The sequence below is a fragment of the Haloarchaeobius litoreus genome (assembly GCF_024495425.1).
In the GTDB taxonomy this organism is placed as follows: domain Archaea; phylum Halobacteriota; class Halobacteria; order Halobacteriales; family Natrialbaceae; genus Haloarchaeobius; species Haloarchaeobius litoreus.
Genome location: NZ_JANHJR010000003.1, coordinates 384934 through 411378 on the forward strand (window position 1 = coordinate 384934; position 26445 = coordinate 411378).

Consider the following 26445-nt stretch of genomic DNA (forward strand, 5'->3'; position numbering starts at 1 on the left):
CTGCGACTCGCTGCGGTCCTCGCTCCGCTGCGGTCCTAGTCTCGTCTCGCTCGACGAGCACGTCGCCCCTTTCAGTCCCGCCCACAGCGACCGCACCGCCCCTCAATCCTCCCCAGCCGACTCCGGTGCTCGCTGGCGCTGCGCTCCTCGTCCCTCGCGCGGATGGCTCGCGGCCTCGCTACGCTCGGCACGCTCCCCAGCCGCGCGCCACCCGGCTGGCGGGGCGATGCCGTCGACGAAGGTTTACGTATATTGTAAACTTTCGGCGTCTCGACGCCGGATTCGCGACCGCAGACGTAACCCCCATGCCGTCGCGCCACCTAACCAAATCAGAACCGATGGACGCGCAGACGGTCCGCGAGCACGCGACCGACCTCCCGACGGAGCCGGGGGTCTACCAGTTCTTCGAGGGCGACACGGTGCTGTACGTCGGGAAGGCGGTGGATCTGCGCTCGCGCGTCCGGTCGTACGCGGACCCGCGGTCGGCTCGCATCGCGGGGATGGTCGAGCGGGCGGACGACCTCGACGTGGCGGTCACCGACACGGAGACGCAGGCGCTGCTGCTGGAGGCGAACCTCATCAAGCGCCACCAGCCGCGGTACAACGTGCGGCTGAAGGACGACAAGTCGTATCCCCTCGTCCAGCTGACCGACCACGAGTTCCCCCGCATCGAGGTGACCCGTGACCCGAACGAGGGCGCGACCGTCTTCGGCCCGTACACGAGCATGGGCACCGTCGAGACGGTCGTGAAGGCGCTCCGGGAGACGTTCGGCGTGCGGGGCTGCTCGGACCACAAGTTCGCGGGACGCGAGCGACCCTGCCTCGACCACGAGATGGGGCTCTGTACCGCGCCGTGCACCGACGAGATCTCCCGGGAGGACTACATCGCGGACGTCGACGCCGTCACGCAGTTCTTCGCCGGGGAGACGGGCGTGCTGGCCGACCCGCTCCGCCGGGAGATGGAGCAGGCCGCCGAGTCGCAGTCGTTCGAGCGCGCGGCGAACCTGCGGGACCGGCTCGAAGTCGTGGCGTCGTTCCACGGCAGCGGCGGCGAGGCGGTCAGCGGCCGTGACGAGTACGAACGGTCGGTCGACGTGCTCGGAGTGGCGTTGCGGGGCGACGATGCGACGGTCGCCAGGCTCCACGCGGAGGGTGGCCAGCTGGTCGAACGGGACCGCCACGCCGTCGCCGCATCGGAGGGAACCGACCGCGAGTCGGGGGATGCGGTCCCGTCCGTCCTCGCGGCGTTCCTCGTGCAGTACTACGCGGAGCGGTCGCTGCCCGACGCGATCATCCTCCCCGAGCACCACGGCGACGAGGAGGTGGCGGCGTGGCTGGACGCGGCGGACGTTGCGGTCCGGGTACCGGGCGCGGGCCGGGAGGCGAAGCTGGTCGAACTGGCGCTGAAGAACGCCCGCCGGAACGTCGGTCGCCGCGACGAGTCGGCGGCGCTCGCCGACGAACTGGGACGTCCCCGAATCTCCCGAATCGAGGGGTTCGACGTGAGCCACGCCCAGGGGACGGCCGTCGTCGGCTCGAACGTCTGCTTCGTCGACGGGAGCGCCGAGAAGTCGGACTACCGCCGGAAGAAGCTCGACGAGACGAACGACGACTACGCGAACATGCGGGCCCTCGTCCGCTGGCGGGCCGAGCGCGCGCTGGCGGGGCGTGACGACCGCCCCGACCCCGACCTGCTGCTCATCGACGGCGGCGAGGGCCAGCTCGCGGCGGCCATGGATGCGCTCGAAGCGACGGGCTGGGACGTCCCATGCGTTGCGCTGGCGAAGGCCGAAGAGCTCGTGATTACGCCCGACCGCACGTTCGACTGGGACGACGACGCGCCACAGCTCCACCTGCTCCAGCGCGTCCGCGACGAGGCCCACCGCTTCGCCGTACAGTACCACCAGACGATCCGGGACGACGTGTCGACGGTGCTCGACGACGTGACCGGAGTCGGCCCCGAGACGCGGCGGCGGCTGCTCGGGCGGTTCGGGAGCGTCGAGAACGTCCGCGAGGCCAGTGTCGACGAGCTACTGGCCGTCGAGGGCGTCGGCGAGAAGACCGCAGAACAGCTGCGTCGGCGGCTCTAGAAGGCGTCGCCGGTGTGGGGTTCGCTGGTGCGGGGCCCCCCGGTTCCGGTCGTCGCGATGTCGCGGGCGACGGTGCCGAGGTAGTGGAAGATGCCAGCCTGCATGATGAACGCGAGCGGGAAGCCGACGAGCAGGAACATCAGCGGGAAGATGACGAGGAACGCGAGGAAGTTCACGACGGCGGCGACGACGAGCGCGACGAAGTAGTCGCTCGTGAACGCAATCTCGCGGACGGAGTCGAAGTCGAACGCCGCCATGAACTCCTCCTCGGTCGCGACGCCGACCAGTGCGGCGGGCATCAGGTAGTACGCGAGCATGAGCAGGAGGAACGCCAGTCCCCCGAGGAGGAGCATGACGATGAGTCCGATACCGCCGCCGGCGGCTGCGCCACCCTCACCGGCGGCACTCCCGGCCGCCGCGCCGAAGGAGAACACGAAGAAGCCGAGGAACAACACCCCGAACAGCAGCATCACCGGTATCAGGGTGTAGACGAGCGTCACGCCGAACATCAGCGCGCCGTCTTTCAGCAGCGACTCCCAGTCCTCGAACTCCGGCGGGTTCGGGTTGTTCCGGGCGCCGGCCCGCATCGACTGGAGGCTGTAGCCGTTCACGATCAGCTGCGGGAGCAGCGGGATGATGGCCGAGGCGAGCAGCAGGCCACCGCCGATGATGGCCCGCATCATCCCGTCCTCTCCCTTCGTCGGGAACTTCAGTGAGTCCACTACCATGGGTCGAAGTCCAGCGCGCAGCTGAAAAATGTTCGGACATCGATACGACGAATCGACCCTGACTGCGGTGAGAAGGCCCGTTCAGAACTCGGGGTCGGGCTCGGGTTCGATGGTACCGTCCTCGGGGTCGGAGAGCGCCTCGAACTCCCGTCGGAGGTCGCGGATGCGGTCGCGGATATCCGCGGCGAGTTCGAACTCCAGGTTGTTCGCGGCCTCCTGCATCCGGTCCTCGAGGCGCTGGATGCGCGCGGCGGCCGCCTCGGCGTCCTCGGGGGCTTCGTCGCTCGCCAGCCCACCGGTGTCGGTCTCCGCGCCGGGGAGGCTGGTCTCGCCGACCTCCTTCTCAATGGTCGTCGGCGTGAAGCCGTGCTCCTCGTTGTACTGCTGCTGGATGCGCCGTCGGCGCTGTGTCTCCTCGATGGCGGCGTCCATCGCGTCGCTGTGGTCGTCGGCGTACAGCACCACCTCGCCGTTGACGTTTCTTGCTGCCCGGCCCATCGTCTGGACGAGCATCGTCTCCGAGCGGAGGAAGCCCTCCTGGTCGGCGTCGAGGATGGCCACCAGACTGACCTCGGGGATATCCAGCCCCTCCCGTAGCAGGTTGATGCCGACGAGCACGTCGATGTCGCCGAGCCGGAGCGCGCGGACGAGTTCGTGGCGCTCCAGGGTGTCCGTCTCGTCGTGCATGTACGCCACGTCGACGCCCGACTCCTCCAGGAACTCGGTGAGGTCCTCGGCCATCCGCTTCGTGAGGGTCGTCACGAGCACGCGCTCGTCCTGCTCGACGCGCTCGTCGATGCGGTCCATCAGGTCGTCGACCTGCCCCGTCGCCGGGGCGACCTCGACGGCGGGGTCGACGAGGTGGGTCGGGCGGACGATCTGCTCTGCGATGTTGTCGCTGTGCTCGCGCTCGTAGTCCCCCGGCGTCGCCGAGACGTACAGCCGCTTGTCGGTCTTCTCGAAGAACTCCTCGTACGTGAGCGGGCGGTTGTCGTACGCCGTCGGCAGCCGGAAGCCGTTCTCGACCAGCGAGTCCTTCCGCGATTTGTCGCCCGCGAACTGGCCCTTGACCTGCGGAAGGGTCTGATGTGACTCGTCGATGACACAGAGGAACTCGTCGGGGAAGTAATCGAGCAGCGTGTACGGTGCCTCCCCGGACTCGCGGTCGGAGAGGTGCAGCGAGTAGTTCTCGATGCCCGAGCAGTAGCCCGTCTCCTGCATCATCTCCAGGTCGAACGTCGTGCGCTCCTCGATGCGCTGGGCGGCGACGGCGTCGCCCTTGCGCTCGAAGTACCGCACCCGGTCGGCCATGTCCTCCTCGATCTCCGCCATCGCACGCTCCAGACGCTCCTCCGGGATGGAGTAGTGCTCCGCCGGGTGGACGAGCACCGCGGGCTCCTCGCTCACGACCTCGCCCTGCATCGGGTCCATCTTCACCATCCGGTCTATCTCGTCGCCCCAGAGCTCCACCCGGACCGCGTATCGGCCGTACATCGGGTAGATCTCGACGGTGTCGCCACGCACCCGGAACGTGCCCTGTGTGAAGTCCACGTCGTTGCGCTCGTAGTTCAGGTCGACCAGCCGGGCGAGCAGCTCGTCGCGACCCACCCGCTCGCCGACCTCCAGCCGCATCGCCATGTCGACGTAGTTCGCCGGGTCACCCAGCCCGTAGATGGCCGACACCGAGGCGACGACGATGACGTCGTCTCTGGTGAGCAGCGAACGTGTGGCAGAGTGCCGGAGTCGGTCTATCTCGTCGTTGATGGAGGCGTCCTTGTCGATGAAGGTGTCCGTCTGCTCGACGTACGCCTCCGGCTGGTAGTAGTCGTAGTAGCTGACGAAGTACTCGACCGCGTTGTCCGGGAACAGCTCGCGGAACTCCTCGTAGAGCTGTGCCGCCAGCGTCTTGTTGTGTGCGATGACCAGCGTCGGCTCCTGGAGCTCCTCGACGGTCCAGGACACCGTGTTGGTCTTGCCCGACCCCGTCACGCCGAGCAGGGTCTGCTCGGTCGCGCCGGACTCGAAGCCGTCGACCAGCGACTCGATGGCCTCGGGCTGGTCGCCCGCCGGCTCGAACGGTGCGTCCACCCGGAACGGCGTCTGGGCGTCCGGACGGTCGGGAGAGAGAGGGCCGGAGTTGGCGTCGCTCATCTTGGCCACCGTATGCGAGCCAGGGCAAAGAGTCGTGCGTTCGCGGGTGACGGCGGTCGCGTCCCACGACACCGAGAGGCATTGACACGCCACAACACACATCCGATACGGTTTTCCCCGACCCACAGCAACCACCTTGCAAATGCTCGACCGCCGATACCTCCGGGAGAATCCCGAGGAAGTCCGCGAGAGCCTCGACGATCGAGGCTACGACGTGGACCTCGACGCGATCCTGGAACTGGACGAGGAGTGGCGCGAACTGAAGGCGCGAGGCGACGACCTCAGACACGAACGCAACGAGGTCAGCAAGCAGATCGGCCAGCTCAAACAGGACGGAAAGCACGAGGAGGCCGAGGAGGCCATCGAGCGGTCCAGCGAGCTCAAGCAGGAGCTCGCCGACATCGAGGACCGGACCGACGAGCTGGAGGACGAGCTGGCGGAGGCCATGCTCGAACTCCCGCAGGTCCCCCACGAGAGCGTCCCCGTCGGCGACGACGAGGCCGACAACGTCGAGGTCGAACGCCGGGGCTTCGACGACCTGCGCGACCTGCCCGACGAGGTGACCCCGCACTACGACCTCGGCGAGGAGCTCGACATCATCGACGAGGCCCGCGGCGCGAAGACCACGGGTGCCGGCTTCTACTTCCTGAAGGGCGACGGCGCGCGGCTCGAGCACGCGCTCATCCAGTTCATGCTGGACGTCCACCGCGAGCAGGAGTACGTCGACGTGTTCCCCCCGGTCCCCGTGAAGTCGACCTCGATGCGCGGCACCGGGCAGCTCCCGAAGTTCAACGAGGACGCCTACCGCATCGGCGGCGACGAGTTCGACGAGTACGAGGACGACGACCTCTGGCTCTGCCCCACCGCGGAGGTACCGGTCACCAACATGTACCGCGACGACATCCTCCTCCGGGAGGACCTCCCGCTCAAGCATCAGGCGTACACGCCGAACTTCCGGCGCGAGGCGGGCGAACACGGCACCGAGACGCGAGGCATCGTCCGCGTCCACCAGTTCAACAAGGTCGAGCTGGTCAACTTCGTCGAGCCCGACGAGAGCTACGACCGCCTCGAAGAACTCACGGCCGAGGCCGCCGAGGTGCTGGAACGACTCGGGCTCCCCTACCGCGTGCTCGACCTCTGTACGGGTGACCTCACGTTCGCCTCCGCGAAGACGTACGACCTCGAGGTCTGGGCCCCCGGCACCGACAGCGACGACGCCCCCGAGGGCATGGGCGGCCGCTGGCTGGAGGTCTCCAGCGCCTCCAACTTCGAGGAGTTCCAGGCGCGCCGGGCGGGCATCCGCTACCGGCCGGAGCACCACGAATCGGCCGAGTACCTCCACACGCTCAACGCGTCCGGCACCGCCGTCGGCCGCGTGATGGTCGCCATCCTCGAGTACTACCAGAACGAGGACGGCACCGTCGACGTGCCCGAACCCCTCCAGCCGTACATGGGCGGCACGGAGGTCATCGAGGGCCACGAGAAGGTCGGCGAGAGCGCGCTCGGCACGGACGAGTAACCCGACACTGGCGGCCTACCGCCCGCGAAACGCTTTTTCCGCGTGGCGGCGTGGCTATCGTATGTTCCCTCCAGCGTTCTTCGGCGGCGTCGGGGCTCCCGAGCTCGTCATCATCCTGTTCGTCTTCTCGCTCCCGGTCGCGTTGGTACTCCTCGCGGGCGTTCTCCACGCGGCGCGCTCCCAGCAGTCATCTTCGGACCGTGCCCTCGAAGAACTGCGCATCGCCTACGCCCGCGGCGAGATGGACGAGGCCGAGTTCGAGCGCCGGAAGCAGACGCTGGAGAGCGAGTGACCGCACACCTCGCTATCACCGACCCTGTTACCGCGTGTACGTCTCCACGCGTTCGATGTGCCCGTCGGCGAGCGTGAACGCGTCGACGAACCGGAGCAGTGTCTCCTCACCGTTTCGAACCCGGCCGCGCACCAGCACGGTCGAACCCGCTTCTGACTCGTCGTCCTCCCGCCGGAAACGCCCATCCAGCTCGTGCGTCGTCTCCGACGACGGCCGGTCGTCGCGCATGAACCGGACGAACGACTCGCGGTCCTCGAACGTGCGATCCGGCCGGTGCTGGACGAACGAGCGCGAGAGGACCGACCGGAGCGTCTCGTAGTCGTGGTCGTCGAGCGTACGGTAGTACGTCGCGACCGGGTCGTCGGTGGGCATACACCGGCTTCGGTCGCCGGCCACAGAAACCCAGTGGTCCGCGAGACGAGCGTCGGTCGGCCGCGCGCCGCAACTACTCCTCCGGAAACAGCGACGACGGGGGCGGGAGCTCGTCGCCCGTGCTGGCGGCCTCGTGCGGGCCCTCCGCGTCGCTCCGGTACTCGTCGCCAAGCTCCGCGTCCCCCTCGGCGTAGTGCTCCGCCGAGCGGGCGTACCACCGTGCCGCCTGCCGGTAGTCGTCGGCCCGGTCGCCGGCGTCCTGGCACGCCCGTTCGACGCGCTCGGACTCCGCGAAGCGTTCGGCCGAGCGGAGGCTCTCGCTCGCCGCGTCGAAGTACGCCACCGCCTCGTCGAAGTGCTCGACAGCGCCGAGCCACGCGCCGACCTCGTACTCGCTCCAGGCGGTCTCGAACCGGCCCCGGCCAGCCCCGAGGTGTTCGTGCCCGCGAGCGTACCGCTGAACTGCGGTCCGGTCGTCGCGCACGTCGTCGATGGCCGCGCGGACCGCACCCACGTCCGGGAGCACGCTCTGGTCGTCGGTCGACCAGGCGTAGCGCACCCGCTGGCGCTCGTCGATGACGAACACCGACCGCTTCGGGACGTTCCGGTGCCCGCGCCAGTCCGGCATGCAGACGCCGTACTCCGCGGCGACCTCGCCCATGCTGTCGGCCAGCAGCGGGTACGAGATGTCGTACTCCTCGGCGAAGCGCCGGTGGCTGTACATCGAGTCCCCGGAGATGCCGAAGAGGGTCACGTCGGCGTCGAGGTTCAGCAGGTCCATATCCTGCAGTGTGCAGAGCTCGCTGGTGCAGGTCGGGCTGAAGTCGGCGGGGTAGAAGGCGATGACGACGAGGTCCTCGCGGAGCGCGCCCGCGAGGGAGAACTCGTCGAACTCGTCCCCTTCGACGCCGGGCAGGGAGAAGTTCGGGGCTTCGGAGCCGACAGAAAGCATGCGCCACTCTATCGGCCCCGTCGACTTAACCGTGGTTGCTCACCAGATGGGGGCCACGGGGCGACACCGCCGCCAGCCAACGGTTTTCACGCTGGCACGCCAACACCACCCATGGCAACAACCGACAAGGAGTTCGTCCGGGTGAGCACCCTCGCCGAACTCCGCGACGAGGGCCGCACACTCGTCACCGAGGGCGGCCACGCCATCGCGCTGTTCCACCACGAAGGAGAGGTCCGCGCCGTCGACAACCGCTGCCCCCACATGGGCTTCCCGCTCGTCGAGGGCACCGTCGACGAGGGGGTCCTCACCTGTCACTGGCATCACGCCCGGTTCGAACTCGGTTGCGGCGACACGTTCGACCCCTGGGCCGACGACGTGGCGACGTACCCCGTCGAGGTGCGCGACGGCGAGGTGTTCGTCCGGCCGCAGCCACGACGGGACGCACCGCCGGCCGAGCACTGGCGGAGTCGGCTCCAGACCGGGCTGGAGGAGAACCTGCGGCTCGTCGTCGCGAAGGCAGTCATCGGGCTCGACGACGCCGGCGTCGACCGGACCGACGTGCTCGACCGGGGCGTCCGCTTTGGCACGCAGTACCGCGAGGGCGGCTGGTCGTCCGGCCTCACCATCCTCGCCGCGATGGCGAACGTCGCGCTCGAACTCGACCCGGACGACCGAAAACGGGCGATGTACACCGGGCTCCGGCACGTCGCCTCGGACTGTGCGGGCGAGCCGCCGCGATTCGCACAGCCACCGTTCGAGCGCGAGGACGTGGACCCCGACCGGCTCGCGTCGTGGTTCCGCGAGAACGTCGAAGTACGGGACGAGGACGGCGCGGAGCGCGTGCTCCGGACCGCCGTCGCCGCCTGCGACCGCGATGCCGTCGAGCGGATGCTATACGCGGCCGCGACCGACCACCGCTACCTCGACACCGGGCACACGTTCGACTTCGTGAACAAGGCCATCGAGACGCTCGACCACGTCGGCTGGGACCACGCCGACGACACGCTCGCGAGCCTGATCCCGTCGCTGACCGACGCCGAGCGCAGCGAGGAGCTCTCCTCGTGGCGACAGCCGGTCGACCTCGCGGGACTGGTCGAGGACGTCACCGCGGAGCTGGACGACCTCGCGGCTCGCGGTGCGGACGACTCGTGGACCGAACCCGACGAGTTCCGGGACCTCCTGCTCTCGGACGACCCGCACGCCATCGTGGACGGCATCCGCGACGCCATCGCCGAGGGGGCGACCCCGCAGCAGCTCGCGAGCGCGGTCGCCGCAGCCGCCGCGACCCGCGTCGCCCAGTTCGGGACGAGCAACGAGTTCTCGGACTGGAACACGGTGCACCACACGTTCACCTACGCGAACGCGGTCCACCAGGCGACGCGGCGGGTCGACGACCCGGTGCTCTACCGGGGCGTGCTCGACGGCGCGGTGAACGTCTACCTCGACCGGTTCCTCAACACGCCGCCAGCCCCAGTTCCGGGACCCGGCAAGACGCAGCGCGCACCCGACGCCATCCTCGACGACCTCGACGAGATGTTCGACACGGAGGGCCGGGTGAACGAGGCCGGCCGGCTCGTCGCCGGGTTCCTCGATTCCGGCGGTGACCCTGCCGACCTGAAACGGCGCCTCGGCCACGCGCTGCTCCGCGAGGACGCGGGGTTCCACACGCTGCAGGCGCTCGAAGCCGGCTTCCGCCAGTTCGACTGTGCGACAGACGACCACGACCGGCGTGTCGCCATGGTCGCCGTCGCGCGCTATCTGGCGGCGCACTTCCCGACGCGCCGGGAGGCCGAGCAGACGTTCACCATCGCGTCGCGGCTGCTTCGTGGTGAGGCGGTTCACGAGGAAGGCGAGGCCGACGACTGAGCGCAGCGAGGGAGTCGGCCTCGGTACCGCGAGCGGGGAGCGCAGCGACCCGCGAGCAGCCCAGCGAGGGAGTCGGCCTCGGTACCGCGGGCCGACGACTCTCGAATCCTTTTACCCGGTTCGGAACCACCCCTCGACCATGGTACGGTTTCGACTCGACGGCGTCCACGGCGGCTGGGAGGCGGCGGTGACAGGCCCGTCCGACCACGTGGAGTTCGCCGTCGAGACCGACGGCGACACGGTGTACCAGGGCTACGGCTCGATCCACGCCCTGCTGCGGCTCTACGACCTCGCGCGGCTGGAGCGGGTGGTCCACCCGCGGTTCCTCGGCTACGACGTGGCCGAGCGTGGTGGAACGGTCCTCGTCGACCTTCGGATGGGCCACGTGGAGACGACCTACGACGAGCTGCAGGACGCCATGGAGCCGTTCCTCGCGGAGCTGTTCGAGTCGATGGACGGCCAGACGGTCGGCGAGCGCGCCGACCACATCGCGACGATGCAGGAGCGAGAGCTGACGCTGGTCGACCTCGACGCCCTGTACGACCGGCTGGTGTAGCGTGTCGCTTTTGGCCACCGGCGGGGTACTGGGAGTGTGAAGCTCCACGTCCGGTACGAGGGCGACGACGACCCCGACAAGTGCACCGCCCGGAAGCTCGCGAAGTTCGACCTCGCCGAGCTGCACCGCTCGAACCGGGCGACGCCGTACGGGCTGGTGCTGGACCCGCACGCGGAGCAGGCGCTCTCGCCGGCCGACGACCCCGACACCCTCGTCGCGCTCGACTGCTCGTGGGAGAGCGCGGACGTGGACGCGTTCGACCTCCGCGGCGACCACCGGGCGCTCCCGTTTCTCGTCGCCGCCAACCCGGTGAACTTCGGGAAGCCGTTCGCGCTGACGACCGTCGAGGCGCTGGCCGCGGCGCTGTGCATCCTCGGCGAGCGCGACCACGCCGAGCGCATCCTCGCGAAGTTCACCTGGGGCGAGACGTTCCTCGAACTCAACGAGGAGCCGCTGCGGCGCTACGCGGACTGTGCCGACTCCACCGAGGTCGTCGCGGTCCAGGACGACTACCTCGCCGAGGAATCGGAATAGCGAACAGACGGCACGCTGCTGGCGCGCAGGGGTGTGCCGTGCTCCCGCCTCGGCCCCCGCGCGACCGTTCTCAGGTCACGGCGGTTCTGGCTCCGGCTTCGTATTTGAATGATTGCTCAGCGATAGTCGCCGGGCGTTCCTACCGGCGTGCGGCTGTCTCGCGTGCCGAAGGCCGCGAGCCGAACTCGCGCGAGGGAGCCTGCGACCGAGCGAATCGGCTGGGGAGGCACGAGGTGCGGTGCGGTCGGGCGGACTGAAAGGGACGAGGCGCTCGGCGAACCCCCACGACGCAAGCACTGCAACGGAGTGAAGCGCGCAGCGAGTCGCGGGAGCCGAGCGCCTTGGGGCTTTCTGGCTGTTGTCGACAGCAGAGTCTCCAACGACAGACCGGACGTTCCGGCTGTTCGAATCGGTCCCCTCTCCAACTTCGAAACAGACTACAGCTCGCGGACGCACTCGGAAACGCTTTTACCCGCAGCACGGTGTAGGGAGGAGTATGGCACGATTCGAGGCTGCGGAGAAACGGTCGCTCGAGAAGATGATCTGCATGCGCTGCAACGCGCGGAACCCGAAGCGGGCGGACAAGTGCCGCAAGTGCGGCTACAAGAAGCTCCGCCCGAAGGCGAAGGAAGCGCGCGCGGCATAATCGCGGTCGTCTTTCTCGTCTCACTCGTGTGCGGAGTGGCGACGCTCACACGCGAGCTGTCGGTCGTCCCTACTCGTCGGGGTACTTCGGTTCGCGCTTCTCGGCGCGGGCGAGCGCGGTCTCGACCACGTCGCGGACGTCGCCGTGGAACACGCTGCCGTGGCCGGCGTACATGTGCTCGACGGAGTCGGGGATGCGTTCGAGCAGCGTGCTGATGCTCTCGATGAGGCGTTCGCGGGACTGGCCGGCCATGTCGGTGCGCCCGAAGCTGCCGTAGTCGAACGCGCCGTCGTCGTGGACGACGACGTCGCCGCTGAACAGGCTGGTGTCGCTGACCAGGGAGACGTGGTCGGCGGCGTGCCCGGGAGTGTAGACGACCTCGAAGCGCTCGTCACCGATGACGAGGTCGTCGCCGTCGGTGATGGCGTGGGTGCGTCGTGGGTGGTCGCCGTAGGCGTAACAGTCCGGGTCGTCGAACGCCTCGCAGACGGCGTCGAGCTGGGCGACGTGGTCCCCGTGCTGGTGGGTGAGCACGACCGCGTCGAGGTGGTCGGTGTGCTCGCGGACGACGTCGACGACGCCGTCCATCGCCCCCGCGTCGACGAGCACCGTCCGGTCGCCGACGGCGAGGTAGGCGTTGCAGGTGAACGTCTCCGCGTCGGCAGTGACGTTGTGGACTTCCATACAGCGGCGTATGGCAGCGGTCCTTAAGTGCTGACTGGAGCCTGCAACGAGTACCTATTTGGACTCCGGTGGTAATCTCTGGGGGCGATACAGACGGGACGGCCGCCGTGATTTTTTTGAGTCCTCCACGATTATTGTACAGTGTATGGGTTTCGGGAGCTACGACGAATCGGAACAGGACAACCAGAGCATCGACACAGATCTCGACGAAGAATCGGTCGATTCGCGCGAGACAGACCACCAGGGACGGATCGAGTTCGAGAACGGGGCGAGCAACGACGAACTCATCGACCGACTGAAAGACATCAAAGACGACGGCTGACACGATGAAGACCGGCGTGCGGGCGGTCGGCATCGCCGAGTCCACGCAGGGGAACGTGAGCACGCTCGCCGGTGTCGTCGTGAGAGCGGATCGGACTGTCGATGGCCTCTCTTTTGCGACGTGTACGGTCGGCGGGAGCGACGCGACCGACGCCGTCGTCGAGACGTTCGAGCGACTCGGCCGCGAGGACGTGCGCTACGTCGTCCTGGCCGGGATCGCGCTGGCGTGGTACAACGTCGTCGACCTCCGCGCCGTCGCCGACGCGGTCGACCGGCCCGTCCTCTCGGTGACGTTCGAGGCGAGCCCCGGGCTCGAACCCGCCATCGAGGAGGCGTTCGACGGCGAAGAACGCGAGCGACGACTCGCGTTGTACCGTCGCCAGCCACCGCGAACACCGGTCGAGGTCAACGGCGAGACGGTGTACGTCCGCGCCGTCGGCGTCGACGACAGCGAGGCCCGCGACGTGGTCCGGGCGTTCACGCCCGAGGGCGGCCGACCGGAGCCGCTGCGTGTCGCCCGGTTCGCAGCGCGTGCCGGTGACGCGCTCCGTCGAGCGGAGTGAGACGCCGGCGATACCAGAGCGTAGCGGTTAGGTGGCCCGCCCACGCGTGGAGACGTATGGAGACCATGGACGGGCTGGAGGTCCACGACTGCGAGCGCTGTCCGGCGCTCTGTGACTCTCGCAGCCGGATCGTCAACGGCGTCGGCCCCGCGGACGCCGACGTGCTGTTCGTCGGTGAGGCCCCCGGCGCGAACGAGGACGAGCAGGGCGAGCCGTTCGTCGGCCGCTCCGGCGACGTGCTCACCGAGACGCTCCGCGAGGTCGGCCTCGACCGCGAGACGGTCCGCATCACCAACTGCGTGCGCTGCCGGCCCCCGGACAACCGCGACCCCCACGCCGACGAGCTCGAGAACTGTCGGCCCTACCTCGAACGCGAGGTCGACCTCGTCGACCCCGAGGTGCTCGTCACGCTCGGGAAGGTGCCCGCCGAACACCTGCTCGGGCGCTCCGTGGCGGTGACGAAGGAGGCCGGCGAGGTGACCGACGTCCGCATCGAGGGCGAGCCACGGCGCGTGCTCGTCTGTGTCCACCCGGCGGCGACGCTGTACGACCCGAGCCAGAAGGAGACGTTCCGCTCGGCGCTCGAAACTGCTGCCGAACTGGTCGGCGGCCGCGAGGAGGGAAGCGACGGGCAGTCCCGTCTCGGCGAGTTCTAGTCCTTCTTGGGGTTCTCGGTCCCCAGCCACTTCTTGGTGTCACCCAGGCCGCGGATGATGTCCAGCAGCCCACGCCCCTCGTTCTCGCCGGGGCGCATGTACGACCGGATGCGCGACGAGAGCATCTCGACGGTGAGGACGATGGCGATGACGACGATGATCCCGGCGGCTGCCTGCGGGTACGCGCTCGGCGTCCCGAACGCACCGAGGCTGATCTTCGCGTCGATGTACTGCCCGATGCCACCGACGCCGACGACCCCGAGGCCGATGGCGATGCGGGTGTTGATCTCGAGGACGTACAGCGTCCAGGCGACGTAGCCGTTGTACACCTGGCTCAGCATCCCGAAGATGATCGTCTGCGGACGGGACGCACCGGTCGACCCGACGGCCTCTATCGGCCCGTCCTCGACCTCCTCGAGCTCGTCCGTCAGCAGGCGGCCGAGGTTGCCGATCGTGTCGGTCCCGATGGCGAGCACCCCGGTGACCGGACCGAAGCCGGTCAGCGGGACGAAGATGAGCGCCCAGATCAGTGCGGGCACCGCCCGGATGGTGCTCATGATGCCCCGGAACAGGAAGTTGAACGGGAACGGCACGACCCGTTCGGAACCGAGAATGCCCAGGAGGAGCGCGAGGGGGAAGCCCAGAACCGTCCCAAGGAACCCCATGATGACGGTCAGGACGGCCGCGCTGACGAGCACGCTCGCCTCGCCCAGTTCGGCGTTGAGGACCGACGAGACGAACCACTGCGGGTGCAGTATCGTCTGGACGATGGCGTCGAGACCGCCGATACCGCGCTCCTTCGTCTGTTGTGTCAAGTCGACGAAGTCCGGCGGGAAGAAGCCACCGAGGAACTCGGTCCAGCCCGGAAGGTTCCGGTAGAGTAGCCCGACGGTGAGTTCGACGAACCACAGCCCGGCGGCCGTCACCGCGAGCAGTACGAGGATGCCGGCCAGATAGAGGAGCTGCCGGTTCCGGGAGGCGCGGTCAAGCTGTGCGAGCTTCTCTCGAATCCGGCTGTCGTCTCGTGGTGAGTCTTCTGTCGCCATGTTAGATGTGCTGGATTCCTTCGTCGCTCTGCACCGTCTCGTCGCCGTAGTAGATACGGTCGACGACGTCCATCGTCAGTTCATCGCGGTCCCCGTCGAAGATGAGCTCGCCCTCGTTCAGGCCGATGAAGCGGTCGCCGAACTCGCGGGCGATGTTGACCTGGTGGAGGCTCACGATGGACGTGAGGTTTCTGTCCATCGCCGCCCGACGCATGTACTCCATGACGTCCTGGGCGGCCTTCGGGTCGAGACTGGCGACCGGTTCGTCCGCGAGCAGGAGCTCCGGATTCTGGGTGAGCGCACGCGCGATGCCGACGCGCTGTTGCTGCCCACCGCTCATGCTGCTCGCACGCTGGTCGGCCTCCTCGAGGAGGCCGACGGTGTCCAGCGCCTCGAGCGCCATCCGCTTGTCCTCCTCGCTGAAGCGGTTGAGGAGGCTTCCGACCGTGGAGGAGCGACTGAGCGCACCGGAGAGTGCGTTCTTGTACGCGCTGAGCCCTTCGACGAGGTAGTGCATCTGGAACACCATGCCGACGTCGCTCGTGGGCATCGAGTCCACGACCTGTCCGTTGAACTCGACCGTCCCCTCCGTCGGCGTCGTGAGGCCGTTCAGTATCCGAAGCAGTGTCGACTTCCCGGCTCCGGACGGACCGAGCAGGACGACGAACTCGCCGTCAGAGATCTCGAACGAGACGTCGTCGAGTGCGACCGTGTCGCCGTAGATTTTCGATACGTTGTTGACGGAAATCGTTGCCATTGTGCGGTGCTAAAACGAAATTGGCTGTCGACCAGTTCTACCCGAAGATCTCTTCGCCGTAGCCGAGGGATTCGGCGGTCTCGACGACCGGCTCGTACGTGTCGACGCCCCGCTCGCGGACGTCGTCGAACCACACGTCGTCGTCGGTGTCAGCCTCGCCGTCGGCACCGTAGTACATCTCGTCGGGTGCCTCGGTGAACGCGGTGATGATCTTCTCCTTCTCGTCGTCGCTGAGTTCGGGCGAGACGACGATCGGCGCGCGGGGAATCCCGCTGCGCTCTGCGACGACCTGCAGGTCGTCCTCGTTCGCGTAGTAGGCGAAGTCGCCGACGCCGGCCGCGTCGACCTGTCCGTCGGCCGCCGCGTTGGACGCCTCGATGTGGGTCGTCCACTGCGGGTTGAAGTCCGCACCGGTCGCAGACCCGGGCTCGTCGGGGAGCGAGAGGTCGCTCTCCTCCTTGATCATCGCGAGCGGGTAGAGCGAGCCACTCGCGCTCAGTGCGTCGGCGAAGGCGATGTCGGCACCCTCGAGGTCCGCGGGTTCGGTGATGTCCGAGCCCTGGGGGGCGACGATGAAGCTGGAGTACTCCCAGCCACCGAACGCCTTGCGCTGGAGGACGATGTCGACCTTGTCGGAGTTGACGCCGAGCGCGGCGGCGAACGGCCCCGTCTCGGCGACGTCGGCGTTGCCGCTGTTGAGTCCTTCGAGCGTCGCGGCGTAGTTCTCGGAGTAGCGCATCTCCAGGTCGTCCTCCCCGATGGGGTCGAGGTGGTCGACGAGGCGCTCGCCGATCGGCTCGTACTGTGCTTTCATCTGGTCCTGTGGCTCGGTCGGGGACATCAGGAACGTCAGGCTCCCGTCCACGTACGGGTCGCCTCCGAACGAACCGAGACATCCTGCGGTACCCACCATCCCAGCCGTTGTCGCTGCGCCAGCGGCCTTGAGGAAGCTGCGTCGACTTTCCATTGCGAATCAATTCATAGTTCTTGATGTCTCTAATAAAAGTTCCTAATCTATCTACATAGGCCTACGTACGGGACAGTCTGTAGGACCGCACGTGGACAGTTCCGATTCCGCAGCGGCCGGCGGATGTTCCGTCCTCCACTCTCCGATAGTTCGAACGATATGTCCTCTCGATAGAGGATGGACACCCCGTCCGGTTCCGCCCCGGGGCCGGTAGCGTTCGTCGACACTATGTAGAGTGGAGGGTGCTTTGTACGTCGGTTACGGGGCGGAGATTCGGCCTTCGGACATCCGTACAGAGCGTCGGCGAGGCGAGCGTCACCGCAACGGAAACGCACTTGCGCGGCGGGGAGCAAGTTACCGCCATGAGCACGCAGTCGCGGAAGCGCGAGCGGGAGACCCTCGCGGATGTCGTCGTGGTGGACTACGGGCTGGGGAACCTCCGGAGCGTCTCCCGTGGACTCGAACGGGCCGGCGCGTCGGTCAGCATCGACAGCGACCCCGAGGCCTTCGCGGCGGCCGACGGCGTCGTCCTCCCGGGCGTCGGCGCGTTCGGCGAGGGGATGGAGAACGCCGAGTCGGTGCGGGACGCACTCGTCGATGTCGCCGAGTCGGACACGCCGCTGTTCGGTATCTGTCTCGGGATGCAGATGTTGCTGACCGAGAGCGAGGAGGCCGAACGCGAGGGACAGGGCGACGTGAAGGGCCTGGACCTGATCCCGGGCCGGAACGTCCGCTTCGAGGCGGGCCAGACGGTCCCCCACATGGGCTGGAACGACCTCTCGGTGCAGCGCGAGCACCCGCTCGTCGAGGGCGTCGACGGCCGCTACGCCTACTTTGTCCACTCCTACTACGCCGTCCCCGACGACGAGGACGCGGTCGTCGCGACGACCGACTACGGCCGCTCGTTCCCGGCCATCGTCGCCAACGACGACGGCACCGTCTTCGGCACCCAGTTCCACCCCGAGAAGTCCGGCGAGACCGGACTCACCATCCTGCGCAACTTCGTCGACCTCTGCGCGGAGTGACGGCGGGACGGAGAGCCACACCGCTTCGCGGCCCGGACAGCCCAGTTTTCATCCGAGGGGGAGCCAAAAGAATAATCACGGAGAAACAGTCATCTGAGAACAATGTCTTTCGACGACACGCGACGCCGATCGTTCCTGGCGGCAGGAGCCGCGGTGCTCAGTGGTGGACTGGCGGGTTGCATGGGAACCATCGACAGCCTGACCGGGGGCGGCAGTGTCAGCCTCTCCGTCGACGGCAACCCCGAGCAGATCGACTACGGGGCGTCCGTCAGCGGCCGCCTGACGACCGACTCGCCCTCCGACCGCGACTACGAGGGCTACTACGACCCGTACGCGTTCCGCGGGTCCGAGGGCGACATCGTACACATCACCCTGCGGTCGGGTGGCGGCGACCCGTACCTCTTCCTCATCGACCAGGACGGGAACACGCTCGAATCGGACGACGACGTGTCCTTCGGGAACTACAACTCGGCCATCAGCGGGTTCGAGCTCCCGGCCGACGGTGGCTACGGCATCCTCGCCGGGAGCTACGCGTCCGGCGTCGGCTTCGGCTACGAGCTCGGCCTGTCGAAGGTGCAGGCGAACATCGATTCCATCGCCGTCGGCGAGACCAAGACCAGCACGCTCGACATAGACGACCCGAGGAGCAACCAGTTCAACGGCTACCACGAGCGCGTGACGCTCGACGCCGCGAGCGGGACGACGGTCGACATCGAGATGACCTCCACCGTCGGCGACACGTACCTCTACCTGCTCGACCCGAACGACATCGTCGTCGCCCAGAACGACGACTACGACGGCCTCAACTCGCGTATCCCGAACGCCACCCTCTCCGCGAGTGGCGACTACACCATCATCGCCACCAGCTTCTCGCCGGACGCGACGTTCGTCTACGACCTCACCGTCCGGGCGGTGTAGTGGCCCAACGGCGGCACCGTACGTGCGGCCCGTTGCTCGAATCCTCGACATGTTTCCGATTTTGAACGTCCAGTGACTATTTCCGTCGGAGATGTCCCTGCGCGCCGGAACGCGGGGAACCGGGACATGACGCCGACAGACCGCCGAACTACCGCAGAGGCACGCCCATATTACGACGAGCCATCTACCAAAAGAATAATCACCTGAAAACATTCATCTGTGTAGTAATGTCTCTCGAAGACAAACGACGCCGGTCGTTCCTGCTGGCCGGTGCGACAGCCTTGACCGGTGGACTCGCCGGGTGTACAGGACTACTCGACGAAACAGATCTGGAAGACGGCACCGCGAACGGGACCACGGACTCGACGCCGACGGCCCCGACGACGACCGCGGAACCCATCGACCTCCCCGTCGAGGGCGAGGCAACGCGCATCGAGTACGGCGCGAGCGTCTCGGGCGAGCTCACGGCCAGCGCCCCGTCGGACCCCCAGTTCGAGGGGTACTACCAGCCGTACACGTTCGTCGGCTCGGCCGGCGACGTCGTGCAGATATCGATGACCTCTCCGGGCGGCGACCCCTACCTCTTCCTGCTGGACGAACAGGGGAACGTACTCGAGGAGAACGACGACGACGCGACGAGCTTCAACTCGGCGATCGGCGGGTTCGAGCTCCCGTCCGACGGTGGCTACATCATCCTCGCGGGGAGCTTCAGCGACACCATCGACTTCGAGTACCAGCTCTCGCTCACGCAGGTGCAGTCCGACCTGCGCTCCATCGCCGTCGGCGAGACCCGGACCGGGACCATCGACAGCAGCGACCCCCAGAGCGACGAGTACAACGGCTACTACGAGCCGGTCACGCTCGACGTCGGGAGCGAGATGGCGGTGAACGTCGCGATGTCCTCGGCGGACGACGACACCTACCTCTACCTCCTCGATCCGGACGGCAACGTCATCGCGGAGAACGACGACTTCAACGGCCTGAACTCGATGATCCTCAATCTCCGGCTCCCCGAGCCCGGCGAGTACACCATCATCGCCACCAGCTTCGAGCCGAACGCGACCTTCTCGTACGAGCTCTCCGTCTCCGACGCGACCCCGTCGCAGACCGTCTCGGTCGGCGAGACGGTCCAGGGCGAGCTCTCCGCAGACGACGCCCAGAGCGCGGCGCTTAACGGCTACTACGACTTCATCGGCTTCGACGTCAGCAGCGACGTCACGGTCGACATCGAGATGTCCTCCCCGGACGGCGACACCCTGCTGGCCGTCCTCGACGCGGAGGGCGCTGTCGTCGCGGCCAACGACGACGCCGGCGACAGCCTCGACTCGCGTATCTCGCGGTTCGCGGTCGGCCCGGACAGCGACTACACCATCCTCGCCACCAGCTTCGACCCGACCGCGACGTTCTCCTACGAGCTCTCGGTCACCGAGAGCGAGCCGCTCCCGGACCTGCGCTCCATCTCGCTCGGCGAGACCCGCACCGGTGGCATCGACGGGAACGACCCCCGTGAATCCCGTTTCAACGGCTACTACGAGCCGGTCACGCTCGACGCACCCACCGGCACGACGGTGGACGTCTCGATGAGCTCCGCGAACGGCGACACCTACCTCTACGTCCTCGATCCGAGCGGAACCGTCGTCGCAGAGAACGACGACTACGACGGCCTCAACTCTCGCATCAACCGGCTCACCCTCTCCGAGAGCGGTGACTACACCATCATCGCCACCAGCTTCTCCGACGAGGACACCTTCGAGTACGAGCTTTCCGTCACCGAGGGGACGGACCTGTCGCCCGAGCAGTCGATCGCCCCCGGCGAGACGCTGACCAGCGAACTGGGACCGGAGGACCCCCAGAGCGACCGGTTCAACGGCTACCACGAGCCCATCGCGCTCGACGCGCCGACCGGCAGCACGGTGACCATCTCGATGAACTCCGACGGCGACACCTACCTCTACCTGCTCGACCCGAGCGGACAGATCGTCGCCCAGAACGACGACTACAACGGCCTCAATTCGGAGATTCCGGCGTTCACCCTCTCCGAGAGCGGCGACTACACCATCATCGCCACCAGCTTCTCGTACGACGCGACGTTCGAGTACGAGCTCTCCGTCACCGAGATTGACAGCGACCTCCGGTCCATCTCCGTCGGCGAGACCCGCACCGGTGTCCTCGATACGAGCGACCCTCGTGAGGACCGGTTCAACGGCTACTACGAGCCCGTCACGCTGACCATCGACAGCACGACGACTGTCGACATCTCGATGACGTCCGACGGCGACACCTACCTCTACCTGCTCGACCCGAGCGGGACCGTCATCGGCGAGAACGACGACTACAGCGGCCTCGACTCCGCCATCACCGGCGTCACGCTGCAGTCCGGCGAGTACACCATCATCGCCACCAGCTTCTCGTACAGCGCGACGTTCGAGTACGAGCTCACGGTCCGACGGGCCTAGAGGAACTCCCGCACCTCGGAGTACCACATGTCGTGGTGGTCGACCGCGCCGACCCGCTCGGCGATGGGGACCGCCAGGGCGTGCCAGCATAACTCCGTCGGGTCGTCCGGGTCCAGATTGTACTCGGCGTCCTTGCACGTACAGCCGCCGTCCTCGACGATGTACTCGTCCTCGTAGCCGACGACGACGGTGAAATCCCGGTACCGCTTCACGCGCTCCTCGGAGACCGCTTCGATGGCGTGCTTGCCGCGGTCGCCGTGGACGGCCATGATCTTCTCGACCGCAGAAGGGGTCAGCTCGCCCGCCTCCTCGAGCATCGCCTGCCACTCCGCGACCGCACGCTCGCGCTCCGCGTCGGTCACGCGAACCACCCGGCGACGATGCCCTCGGTCACTGTCCCGTCGTTCGGTCGGGGGTGTGAAAACAGTTCGGTCCGGGTAGGGGTCGTTGCTTGTGCGGAGTGATAGCGGCTGGGTTCGACACGGAACGTCTACTTCACTTTCCCGAAGACATTTATTGAATATCACCGTTGGTTAGGGTATGCCCTCCCGACGACGACTTCTCGTTACGACTGGCACAGCAATCGCCATCGCTGGTTGTCTCGCTGGCCTCAACTCTGGAGGAAGTGGATCCACACCACCGGAATTAGCAGCCGGCGAACAAACCCGAGCAGAAGGTGAGGAGATATCCACCCGAACCGAGGTAGATAGTCCAGAGTACGAGTACATCGAATCGAACAATACCGTTCGGTACCCCGCGACTGGCGGAGGATGGGACGAGCCAGAATATAGTCACGAGCCATTTGAAGATTGGGCACATGTAAAATCTGCAACTGAGGGGGCTATCGCAGTACACGAGCATCTAGTTGATCAGGTCGCCTCAATGGACCATCTCAACTCGTCTGTCGCCCATACTGATGAGTCAAATTTCGAATTGTTGATGAAATACAATGTGGCAGTAGACGATTCGGGCGATGTCGTAGCTGAACCAGATGTCAGTCTCTCTCAGCTAATCAATGAAACACCAAAAACAGTTGAGTCAACAATCCGGTTTGCTGGTAGGACGGCTACTCATAGATTCTCAGTCTTTGTGAGATACGTGGAGGTAGAGCAATTGGGTCCAGCCACAAATTATGAGTCGAGAAGCACAGCCTAGCTAATGATAAAATCCGTTGTACGCATTCTCAATTGATTCCGCAGTTATACATCTTGTCTGTCCAACATCATCACGAGCGATCATCCCTAGAATATTTGCGCCAATACCATCATCCGTTTCGTCGAAAATTAACCCACCTGAATCTCCAGTACAGACTTCTTCATCAACGATAACTCGACTAAATCCTGTTTCAGACGGGAGTCCTTCCCATTCCACTGCGAAAGTAGATAGACGACCACTCGTATGTCCCTGTAGTTTAATTTGACTCTGGTTCTCCAGATATTCCGTCTGTATCTCGTCGTCAGTCACACCACCAAGAACATCAAAATCTGTCGTCGGATTATTCCCTCCAGATCGAATTCTTTGTTGGGTGTCTCCGTCGTGTGTCCTCAACAACGCATAATCCCGAGGGAGTTCTTCTACTTTATCCAACACATAGCCATCAATCGATGACTTATCGGGATTTCCCCAGGTCGCATAGGTCGAGTCAGGATCTTTTACTGTGTGCCCGACTGTGATTAGGCAGTATTCTGAGTAATCCCAATGCCAGAAGGTTCCGTTCGCTGTGGCGGAACCACCAGCGGGATACCCAGTGAGAGCACATCCTGCCGGTATGTTTGACCAGTCATGGCTATAATTAACTGGATTACTGTCACAGTCGTTGCTGGGCGCATATTCAGCATCTCCCGACCCCTGAAGTTGTTCTTTACGAGATCTATTGAGGTGGACCGGAATACTGTCCCGACTAGCTCGCCATTGATCTTGTCCGACTGTCGCTCCAACTGTGCTTGGGAGTGTGTCCTGAACGGTCTCAAATGAGGCTTGTGGCTCCTCGGTGGAACCATCCGGAAGATTGGTCACACAGTATTCTACATTGATTACGTATCCTGTCGGCGAGTTCCGGTTTTTAGCCATCGTGACCTCAAGATTGTCGGAATTAAATCGTCTATTGACGATTTGAGAGACCTGATTCTGTGCGGCAACGGATGTTTTAATATCGACCCATATGTCTCGCGGGCACGTCTTATATACAGGCTCCCGTGCAATAGGCGTGCCATCATCATCCTCAACTACTTCCATTCGGCTAACATATGAGACCTCATTTCTCGGGTTACCCATAGCAGAAACTAGTCCGTCTTGGGAACCCAATCGGAGAGAAGAAGCCGAAATACCGATTGCTGAAGCTACTTTCATAAATCGACGCCGGCCCATTCGTTCAAGTTTCGAACCTCTCAACTTCATGAATTTCCAATAGCCAGTACCAATAGTGCCTGCAAATAACTTGTGTTCGTGGAGAGCGGAGGTAAAACGACCACATCGCATCCCTTTTCGCCCACCGCCGCCCACGAACCCGCATGGACGTCACGGAGGGCAACGTCACGGTCTCGGTGCCCGAGCAGGACGGCGAGGGCACCCACGAGTCGGTCTTCTTCAACCCGGTCCAGGAGTTCAACCGCGACCTGACCGTCGCGGTCCTCCGGGCGTACCGCGAGCACGAGGAGCGTGCCGACACCTACCTCGACGCGATGACGGCCTCCGGAGTCAGGGGCGCCCGGGCTGCCGCCGAGGGCTGGGACGTGACCTGCTGTGACATCGACGAGGAGGCGGTCGAACTCGCCAGAGAGAACCTCGCCCGGAACGACCTCGACGGCGCGGTCGTCCACCGGAACGTCAACGCCCTCATGCACGACGACTACTTCGACGTGGTGGACCTCGACCCGTTCGGCACGCCGATGCCCTTCGCCGACGCCGCCTTCGCCAACACCCGGGACCTGCTCTGTATCACCGCCACCGACACCGCCCCGCTCTGTGGCGCGCACTTCGACTCCGGCGTGCGCTCGTACGCCGCCGTCCCGCGCAACACCGACTACCACGCCGAGATGGGCGTCCGCATCCTGCTCGGTGCGCTGGCCCGGGCCGGCGCGCGCTGGGACACCGGCATCACGCCGCTTTTCACCCACGCGACGAGCCACTACGTCCGGACCTACCTCGACCTCTCCGGACGGGCGACCGACGCCAACGCCAGCATGGACGAACTCGGCTTCCTCCACCACTGCGAGGACTGCCTCCGGCGCGACCCCGAGCAGGGCCTTATTCCGCACCCGCCCGAGACGTGCCCCCGCTGCGACGGCAACCGGGTACTCACCGCCGGGCCGCTCTGGCTCGGCCCCTACCGCGACCCCGGCTTCGTCGCCGACGTCCGAGCGCGCATCACGGACGACATGGGCACCGCCGACCGCGCACGCGACCTCTGTGACACCCTCGAATCCGAGCTCGACGAGCCCAGCCACTACGACCAGCACCGACTCTGCAAGCTCTGGGGCCGCGGGGCCAGCGGCATGGACGACTTTCTGGCGGCGCTTCGCGAGGCCGGGTTCGCCGCCTCCCGGGCGCACTACGGCGGCACGACGTTCAAGAGCGACGCGGCGATCCCCGAGATGCGCGAGGCGACGAAGGAGATCTGAGTCCGGGGTGGTCGGACGCCGATGCAGCCATCCCGCGGGGCGATAGTTCACAATATTCGTAAACTTCCGGGCCGGGAACAGGGGATGTCCCGGTCGATGTCGGCTCCGGGACCCCGGATTCATCACTTCGGCGACGGGCTTTTTGGGCGAGTCGTCGTAGTTGACGGTGTGTCACTACCGCCAGCGGTCAAGCGTGTCGCGTCGCTCGTCGTGGCGGTCGTCGCCATCGCACGGGACGAGCAGTTGACGTTCCTCGCGGCGGCCATCGCCTACTACGCGTTCGTCTCGCTGTTCCCGCTCGCACTGCTCGTCGTCGCGGTGGCGACGGCGGTGGGCGGCGAGGAGCTCGCGAACGACGTGGTCGCGATGCTCGGCGAGACGCTCACGCCGGCGAGCCAGCAGGTGCTACGGGATGCACTGGTCGGCGGCCAGGGCCGCAGCGGCGCGACCATCGTCGGCCTCGTGGTGCTCGTCTGGTCCGCGCTGAAGGTGTTCCGCGCCATCGACCGGTCGTTCTCGGCGGTGTACGGCCGCGGGCTGGAGGAGCCACTCGGCGAGCAGCTCGTCGAGGCGGGCATCGGCCTCGCGGCCGTCGGCCTCGCCGGCGTGGTTGCGGCGGTGGTCACGGTCGCGGTCAGCCTGCTCGACCTGCCGTACGGGAGCGTCGTCGGCGCGCTCGTCACCATCGTCGCGCTCGGACTGGTGTTCTTCCCGCTGTACTACATCTTCCCGCACGCCGAGGTGACCATCCGCGAGGCGCTGCCCGGCTCGGTGTTCGCGGCGCTGAGCTGGACCGTCCTCAGCATCGTCTTCTCCGTCTACGCGACCGACTACGCCACGGCGTACGCGGTGTACGGCTTCGTCGGCGGTATCCTGCTGCTGGTGACGTGGCTCTACCTCGGCGCGCTCGTCCTGCTCGTCGGGGCGTCCCTGAACGCCGTGCTCGCCGGCCGGCCCATCGCGACCGAGGAGCTGGACGCGACGCTCGACCGGCACCTTCAAAGCGCGGGCCTGCGACAGGACGAAGCGACAAGGAACAGCGACGATGCCTGAGGACGAGACGGACGACCCCACCGAGCAGGGCACCGACGCGACCGACGACGACGCACCAGCGAGCGAGGAGGACGCGGGCGGGGAACCGCCCGCGGACGACGGACCGGACGATGGCGATACCTCCGGCGACGCTGGCGGCGCAGGTGGCGACGGGCCCGGCGACGGGGGTCCAGACGGCGACGGCGGAACCGGCAGCGACGGCTCCGGCGACGACGAAGACGACCGGACCGACCGTGAACGCGAGATCGACCGGCTGTACGAGCGGCTGGCCGACCTCGAAGACGAGGTGGCGGGCAGCCGCGCCAGCAAGGACTCCGTCGCCGACCTCCGCGAGGAGCTCGCCGAGTTCGAGGACGACGTCCAGTCCCGCACCGTCGACCGCGACGAGATGCGGGGCGAGCTCAAGCGCTACGTGCGCCGGAAGCTCCGCCGCGGTCACGCCCGCGGCTGGGGCCCGTACGTCGTCCTGCTCTACGGCACCGTGATGACGCTCGGGCTGCTCTACACGCCGCGGCTCCAGGGCGACGGCTGGGTCGTCCTCGCGATGATCATCATCTGGCTGTCGACGCTCGGGCTCTACGTGCTGTTCGTGCTGTTCGGGCTGACGTTCTCCGTCCTCGGGATTCCGGGGCGGCTCCGGGACCGCGTGCAGGAGTGGCGGTCGAGCTAGCGC

General features: G+C 66.4%; 27 protein-coding genes. 17 read left to right on the forward strand and 10 right to left on the reverse strand.

What is annotated here, in order from left to right; genetic code table 11:
• Positions 1 to 338: 338 nt before the first annotated feature.
• Entirely contained in the window at positions 339 to 2090 is a 1752-nt protein-coding gene (locus NOW55_RS14425) for an excinuclease ABC subunit C (protein WP_256400816.1), read from the forward strand.
• Here the strand turns inward: NOW55_RS14425 and NOW55_RS14430 are convergent.
• Positions 2087 to 2818 (reverse strand): DUF4013 domain-containing protein, encoded by a 732-nt coding sequence (locus NOW55_RS14430; RefSeq protein WP_256400817.1) that lies wholly within the window; start codon positions 2816 to 2818, stop codon positions 2087 to 2089. The genes NOW55_RS14425 and NOW55_RS14430 overlap by 4 nt on opposite strands.
• A gap of 81 nt (positions 2819 to 2899) precedes the next feature.
• Positions 2900 to 4969, reverse strand: a complete 2070-nt coding sequence (gene uvrB, locus NOW55_RS14435) for an excinuclease ABC subunit UvrB (protein WP_256400818.1) — start codon at positions 4967 to 4969, stop codon at positions 2900 to 2902.
• A gap of 142 nt (positions 4970 to 5111) precedes the next feature.
• Here uvrB and serS point away from each other — a divergent pair, with 142 nt between their 5' ends.
• Complete coding sequence (serS, locus tag NOW55_RS14440) at positions 5112 to 6488, forward strand: serine--tRNA ligase (RefSeq protein ID WP_256400819.1); 1377 nt, start codon at positions 5112 to 5114, stop codon at positions 6486 to 6488.
• 61 nt (positions 6489 to 6549) lie between these two features.
• The gene (locus NOW55_RS14445) at positions 6550 to 6780 is read left to right on the forward strand and encodes an SHOCT domain-containing protein (protein WP_256400820.1); all 231 of its coding nucleotides are present in this window, start codon (positions 6550 to 6552) and stop codon (positions 6778 to 6780) included.
• A 27-nt stretch (positions 6781 to 6807) separates the two neighbouring features.
• Here NOW55_RS14445 and NOW55_RS14450 read toward each other — a convergent pair whose 3' ends face one another.
• Entirely contained in the window at positions 6808 to 7152 is a 345-nt protein-coding gene (locus tag NOW55_RS14450) for a nuclear transport factor 2 family protein (RefSeq protein ID WP_256400821.1), read from the reverse strand.
• A gap of 73 nt (positions 7153 to 7225) precedes the next feature.
• Positions 7226 to 8104, reverse strand: coding sequence for a redoxin domain-containing protein (locus NOW55_RS14455; protein ID WP_256400822.1), 879 nt, complete (start codon positions 8102 to 8104; stop codon positions 7226 to 7228).
• Between the two features lie 111 nt (positions 8105 to 8215).
• Here NOW55_RS14455 and NOW55_RS14460 point away from each other — a divergent pair, with 111 nt between their 5' ends.
• From NOW55_RS14460 to NOW55_RS14475, 4 genes are all read left to right on the forward strand, one after another.
• Positions 8216 to 9970, forward strand: coding sequence for a Rieske 2Fe-2S domain-containing protein (locus NOW55_RS14460; RefSeq protein WP_256400823.1), 1755 nt, complete (start codon positions 8216 to 8218; stop codon positions 9968 to 9970).
• 139 nt (positions 9971 to 10109) lie between these two features.
• Positions 10110 to 10526: a hypothetical protein gene (locus NOW55_RS14465; protein ID WP_256400824.1), complete on the forward strand. Its 417-nt coding sequence runs from the start codon at positions 10110 to 10112 to the stop codon at positions 10524 to 10526.
• A 36-nt stretch (positions 10527 to 10562) separates the two neighbouring features.
• Positions 10563 to 11060, forward strand: coding sequence for a DUF367 family protein (locus tag NOW55_RS14470; protein WP_256400825.1), 498 nt, complete (start codon positions 10563 to 10565; stop codon positions 11058 to 11060).
• Between the two features lie 496 nt (positions 11061 to 11556).
• Complete coding sequence (locus NOW55_RS14475; protein ID WP_089732234.1) at positions 11557 to 11706, forward strand: 50S ribosomal protein L40e; 150 nt, start codon at positions 11557 to 11559, stop codon at positions 11704 to 11706.
• Between the two features lie 69 nt (positions 11707 to 11775).
• Here the strand turns inward: NOW55_RS14475 and NOW55_RS14480 are convergent, their stop codons facing one another.
• Positions 11776 to 12390 carry an MBL fold metallo-hydrolase gene (locus NOW55_RS14480; protein WP_256400826.1) on the reverse strand — a complete coding sequence of 205 codons (615 nt, stop codon included), beginning with the start codon at positions 12388 to 12390 and terminating at the stop codon, positions 11776 to 11778.
• A gap of 145 nt (positions 12391 to 12535) precedes the next feature.
• Here NOW55_RS14480 and NOW55_RS14485 point away from each other — a divergent pair, with 145 nt between their 5' ends.
• Genes NOW55_RS14485 through NOW55_RS14495 form a run of 3 tightly spaced genes read left to right on the forward strand, consistent with a single transcriptional unit; the run spans position 12536 to position 13930 of the window.
• Positions 12536 to 12712, forward strand: coding sequence for a DUF5786 family protein (locus NOW55_RS14485; RefSeq protein WP_256400827.1), 177 nt, complete (start codon positions 12536 to 12538; stop codon positions 12710 to 12712).
• A gap of 4 nt (positions 12713 to 12716) precedes the next feature.
• Positions 12717 to 13274 (forward strand): endonuclease dU, encoded by a 558-nt coding sequence (locus tag NOW55_RS14490; RefSeq protein ID WP_256400828.1) that lies wholly within the window; start codon positions 12717 to 12719, stop codon positions 13272 to 13274.
• 56 nt (positions 13275 to 13330) lie between these two features.
• A complete protein-coding gene (locus NOW55_RS14495) occupies positions 13331 to 13930 on the forward strand; it encodes a uracil-DNA glycosylase (RefSeq protein ID WP_256400829.1) in 600 nt (199 codons plus the stop codon).
• Here the strand turns inward: NOW55_RS14495 and NOW55_RS14500 are convergent.
• From NOW55_RS14500 to NOW55_RS14510, 3 genes are read right to left on the reverse strand one after another with little or no spacing between them, the layout of a single operon-like run.
• On the reverse strand, positions 13927 to 14976 hold the full coding sequence (locus tag NOW55_RS14500) for a PhnE/PtxC family ABC transporter permease (RefSeq protein ID WP_256400830.1): 1050 nt from the start codon (positions 14974 to 14976) through the stop codon (positions 13927 to 13929). The two genes, NOW55_RS14495 and NOW55_RS14500, sit on opposite strands and share 4 nt — an antisense overlap.
• A gap of 1 nt (position 14977) precedes the next feature.
• Positions 14978 to 15733 carry a phosphonate ABC transporter ATP-binding protein gene (phnC, locus tag NOW55_RS14505; RefSeq protein ID WP_256400831.1) on the reverse strand — a complete coding sequence of 252 codons (756 nt, stop codon included), beginning with the start codon at positions 15731 to 15733 and terminating at the stop codon, positions 14978 to 14980.
• Positions 15734 to 15770: 37 nt separating this feature from the next.
• Positions 15771 to 16598, reverse strand: coding sequence for a PhnD/SsuA/transferrin family substrate-binding protein (locus NOW55_RS14510; RefSeq protein WP_256400832.1), 828 nt, complete (start codon positions 16596 to 16598; stop codon positions 15771 to 15773).
• Between the two features lie 464 nt (positions 16599 to 17062).
• On the opposite strand from NOW55_RS14510, the gene hisH reads away from it, so the two are divergent.
• The 3 genes from hisH to NOW55_RS14525 all read left to right on the forward strand — a co-directional run bounded on the left by hisH (position 17063) and on the right by NOW55_RS14525 (position 21099).
• Entirely contained in the window at positions 17063 to 17725 is a 663-nt protein-coding gene (gene hisH / locus NOW55_RS14515) for an imidazole glycerol phosphate synthase subunit HisH (protein WP_256400833.1), read from the forward strand.
• 180 nt (positions 17726 to 17905) lie between these two features.
• The gene (locus tag NOW55_RS14520) at positions 17906 to 18643 is read left to right on the forward strand and encodes a PPC domain-containing protein (protein ID WP_256400834.1); all 738 of its coding nucleotides are present in this window, start codon (positions 17906 to 17908) and stop codon (positions 18641 to 18643) included.
• A 227-nt stretch (positions 18644 to 18870) separates the two neighbouring features.
• Positions 18871 to 21099: a PPC domain-containing protein gene (locus NOW55_RS14525; RefSeq protein ID WP_256400835.1), complete on the forward strand. Its 2229-nt coding sequence runs from the start codon at positions 18871 to 18873 to the stop codon at positions 21097 to 21099.
• Here the strand turns inward: NOW55_RS14525 and NOW55_RS14530 are convergent.
• Positions 21096 to 21416 (reverse strand): hypothetical protein, encoded by a 321-nt coding sequence (locus NOW55_RS14530; RefSeq protein WP_256401429.1) that lies wholly within the window; start codon positions 21414 to 21416, stop codon positions 21096 to 21098. The two genes, NOW55_RS14525 and NOW55_RS14530, sit on opposite strands and share 4 nt — an antisense overlap.
• A gap of 223 nt (positions 21417 to 21639) precedes the next feature.
• On the opposite strand from NOW55_RS14530, the gene NOW55_RS14535 reads away from it, so the two are divergent.
• A complete protein-coding gene (locus NOW55_RS14535; protein ID WP_256400836.1) occupies positions 21640 to 22254 on the forward strand; it encodes a hypothetical protein in 615 nt (204 codons plus the stop codon).
• Here the strand turns inward: NOW55_RS14535 and NOW55_RS14540 are convergent, their stop codons facing one another.
• Positions 22255 to 23334, reverse strand: coding sequence for a hypothetical protein (locus tag NOW55_RS14540; RefSeq protein ID WP_256400837.1), 1080 nt, complete (start codon positions 23332 to 23334; stop codon positions 22255 to 22257).
• A 275-nt stretch (positions 23335 to 23609) separates the two neighbouring features.
• Between NOW55_RS14540 and NOW55_RS14545 the strand changes: the two genes are divergently transcribed.
• From NOW55_RS14545 to NOW55_RS14555, 3 genes are all read left to right on the forward strand, one after another.
• The gene (locus tag NOW55_RS14545) at positions 23610 to 24719 is read left to right on the forward strand and encodes a tRNA (guanine(26)-N(2))-dimethyltransferase (RefSeq protein ID WP_256400838.1); all 1110 of its coding nucleotides are present in this window, start codon (positions 23610 to 23612) and stop codon (positions 24717 to 24719) included.
• 168 nt (positions 24720 to 24887) lie between these two features.
• Positions 24888 to 25772, forward strand: coding sequence for a YihY/virulence factor BrkB family protein (locus NOW55_RS14550; protein WP_256400839.1), 885 nt, complete (start codon positions 24888 to 24890; stop codon positions 25770 to 25772).
• Complete coding sequence (locus NOW55_RS14555; RefSeq protein ID WP_256400840.1) at positions 25765 to 26442, forward strand: ribonuclease BN; 678 nt, start codon at positions 25765 to 25767, stop codon at positions 26440 to 26442. Before NOW55_RS14550 ends, NOW55_RS14555 begins: the two co-directional genes overlap by 8 nt.
• Positions 26443 to 26445 lie beyond the last annotated feature (3 nt).

Coding starts and splice junctions, on each gene's coding strand:
- NOW55_RS14425 (WP_256400816.1), top strand. CDS start 339: ATGGACGCGCAGACGGTCCGCGAGCACGCGACCGACCTCCCGACGGAG.
- NOW55_RS14430 (WP_256400817.1), bottom strand. CDS start 2,818: ATGGTAGTGGACTCACTGAAGTTCCCGACGAAGGGAGAGGACGGGATG.
- uvrB (WP_256400818.1), bottom strand. CDS start 4,969: ATGAGCGACGCCAACTCCGGCCCTCTCTCTCCCGACCGTCCGGACGCC.
- serS (WP_256400819.1), top strand. CDS start 5,112: ATGCTCGACCGCCGATACCTCCGGGAGAATCCCGAGGAAGTCCGCGAG.
- NOW55_RS14445 (WP_256400820.1), top strand. CDS start 6,550: ATGTTCCCTCCAGCGTTCTTCGGCGGCGTCGGGGCTCCCGAGCTCGTC.
- NOW55_RS14450 (WP_256400821.1), bottom strand. CDS start 7,152: ATGCCCACCGACGACCCGGTCGCGACGTACTACCGTACGCTCGACGAC.
- NOW55_RS14455 (WP_256400822.1), bottom strand. CDS start 8,104: ATGCTTTCTGTCGGCTCCGAAGCCCCGAACTTCTCCCTGCCCGGCGTC.
- NOW55_RS14460 (WP_256400823.1), top strand. CDS start 8,216: ATGGCAACAACCGACAAGGAGTTCGTCCGGGTGAGCACCCTCGCCGAA.
- NOW55_RS14465 (WP_256400824.1), top strand. CDS start 10,110: ATGGTACGGTTTCGACTCGACGGCGTCCACGGCGGCTGGGAGGCGGCG.
- NOW55_RS14475 (WP_089732234.1), top strand. CDS start 11,557: ATGGCACGATTCGAGGCTGCGGAGAAACGGTCGCTCGAGAAGATGATC.
- NOW55_RS14480 (WP_256400826.1), bottom strand. CDS start 12,390: ATGGAAGTCCACAACGTCACTGCCGACGCGGAGACGTTCACCTGCAAC.
- NOW55_RS14485 (WP_256400827.1), top strand. CDS start 12,536: ATGGGTTTCGGGAGCTACGACGAATCGGAACAGGACAACCAGAGCATC.
- NOW55_RS14490 (WP_256400828.1), top strand. CDS start 12,717: ATGAAGACCGGCGTGCGGGCGGTCGGCATCGCCGAGTCCACGCAGGGG.
- NOW55_RS14495 (WP_256400829.1), top strand. CDS start 13,331: ATGGAGACCATGGACGGGCTGGAGGTCCACGACTGCGAGCGCTGTCCG.
- NOW55_RS14500 (WP_256400830.1), bottom strand. CDS start 14,976: ATGGCGACAGAAGACTCACCACGAGACGACAGCCGGATTCGAGAGAAG.
- phnC (WP_256400831.1), bottom strand. CDS start 15,733: ATGGCAACGATTTCCGTCAACAACGTATCGAAAATCTACGGCGACACG.
- hisH (WP_256400833.1), top strand. CDS start 17,063: ATGAGCACGCAGTCGCGGAAGCGCGAGCGGGAGACCCTCGCGGATGTC.
- NOW55_RS14520 (WP_256400834.1), top strand. CDS start 17,906: ATGGGAACCATCGACAGCCTGACCGGGGGCGGCAGTGTCAGCCTCTCC.
- NOW55_RS14525 (WP_256400835.1), top strand. CDS start 18,871: ATGTCTCTCGAAGACAAACGACGCCGGTCGTTCCTGCTGGCCGGTGCG.
- NOW55_RS14530 (WP_256401429.1), bottom strand. CDS start 21,416: ATGCTCGAGGAGGCGGGCGAGCTGACCCCTTCTGCGGTCGAGAAGATC.
- NOW55_RS14535 (WP_256400836.1), top strand. CDS start 21,640: ATGCCCTCCCGACGACGACTTCTCGTTACGACTGGCACAGCAATCGCC.
- NOW55_RS14540 (WP_256400837.1), bottom strand. CDS start 23,334: ATGGAAGTAGTTGAGGATGATGATGGCACGCCTATTGCACGGGAGCCT.
- NOW55_RS14545 (WP_256400838.1), top strand. CDS start 23,610: ATGGACGTCACGGAGGGCAACGTCACGGTCTCGGTGCCCGAGCAGGAC.
- NOW55_RS14555 (WP_256400840.1), top strand. CDS start 25,765: ATGCCTGAGGACGAGACGGACGACCCCACCGAGCAGGGCACCGACGCG.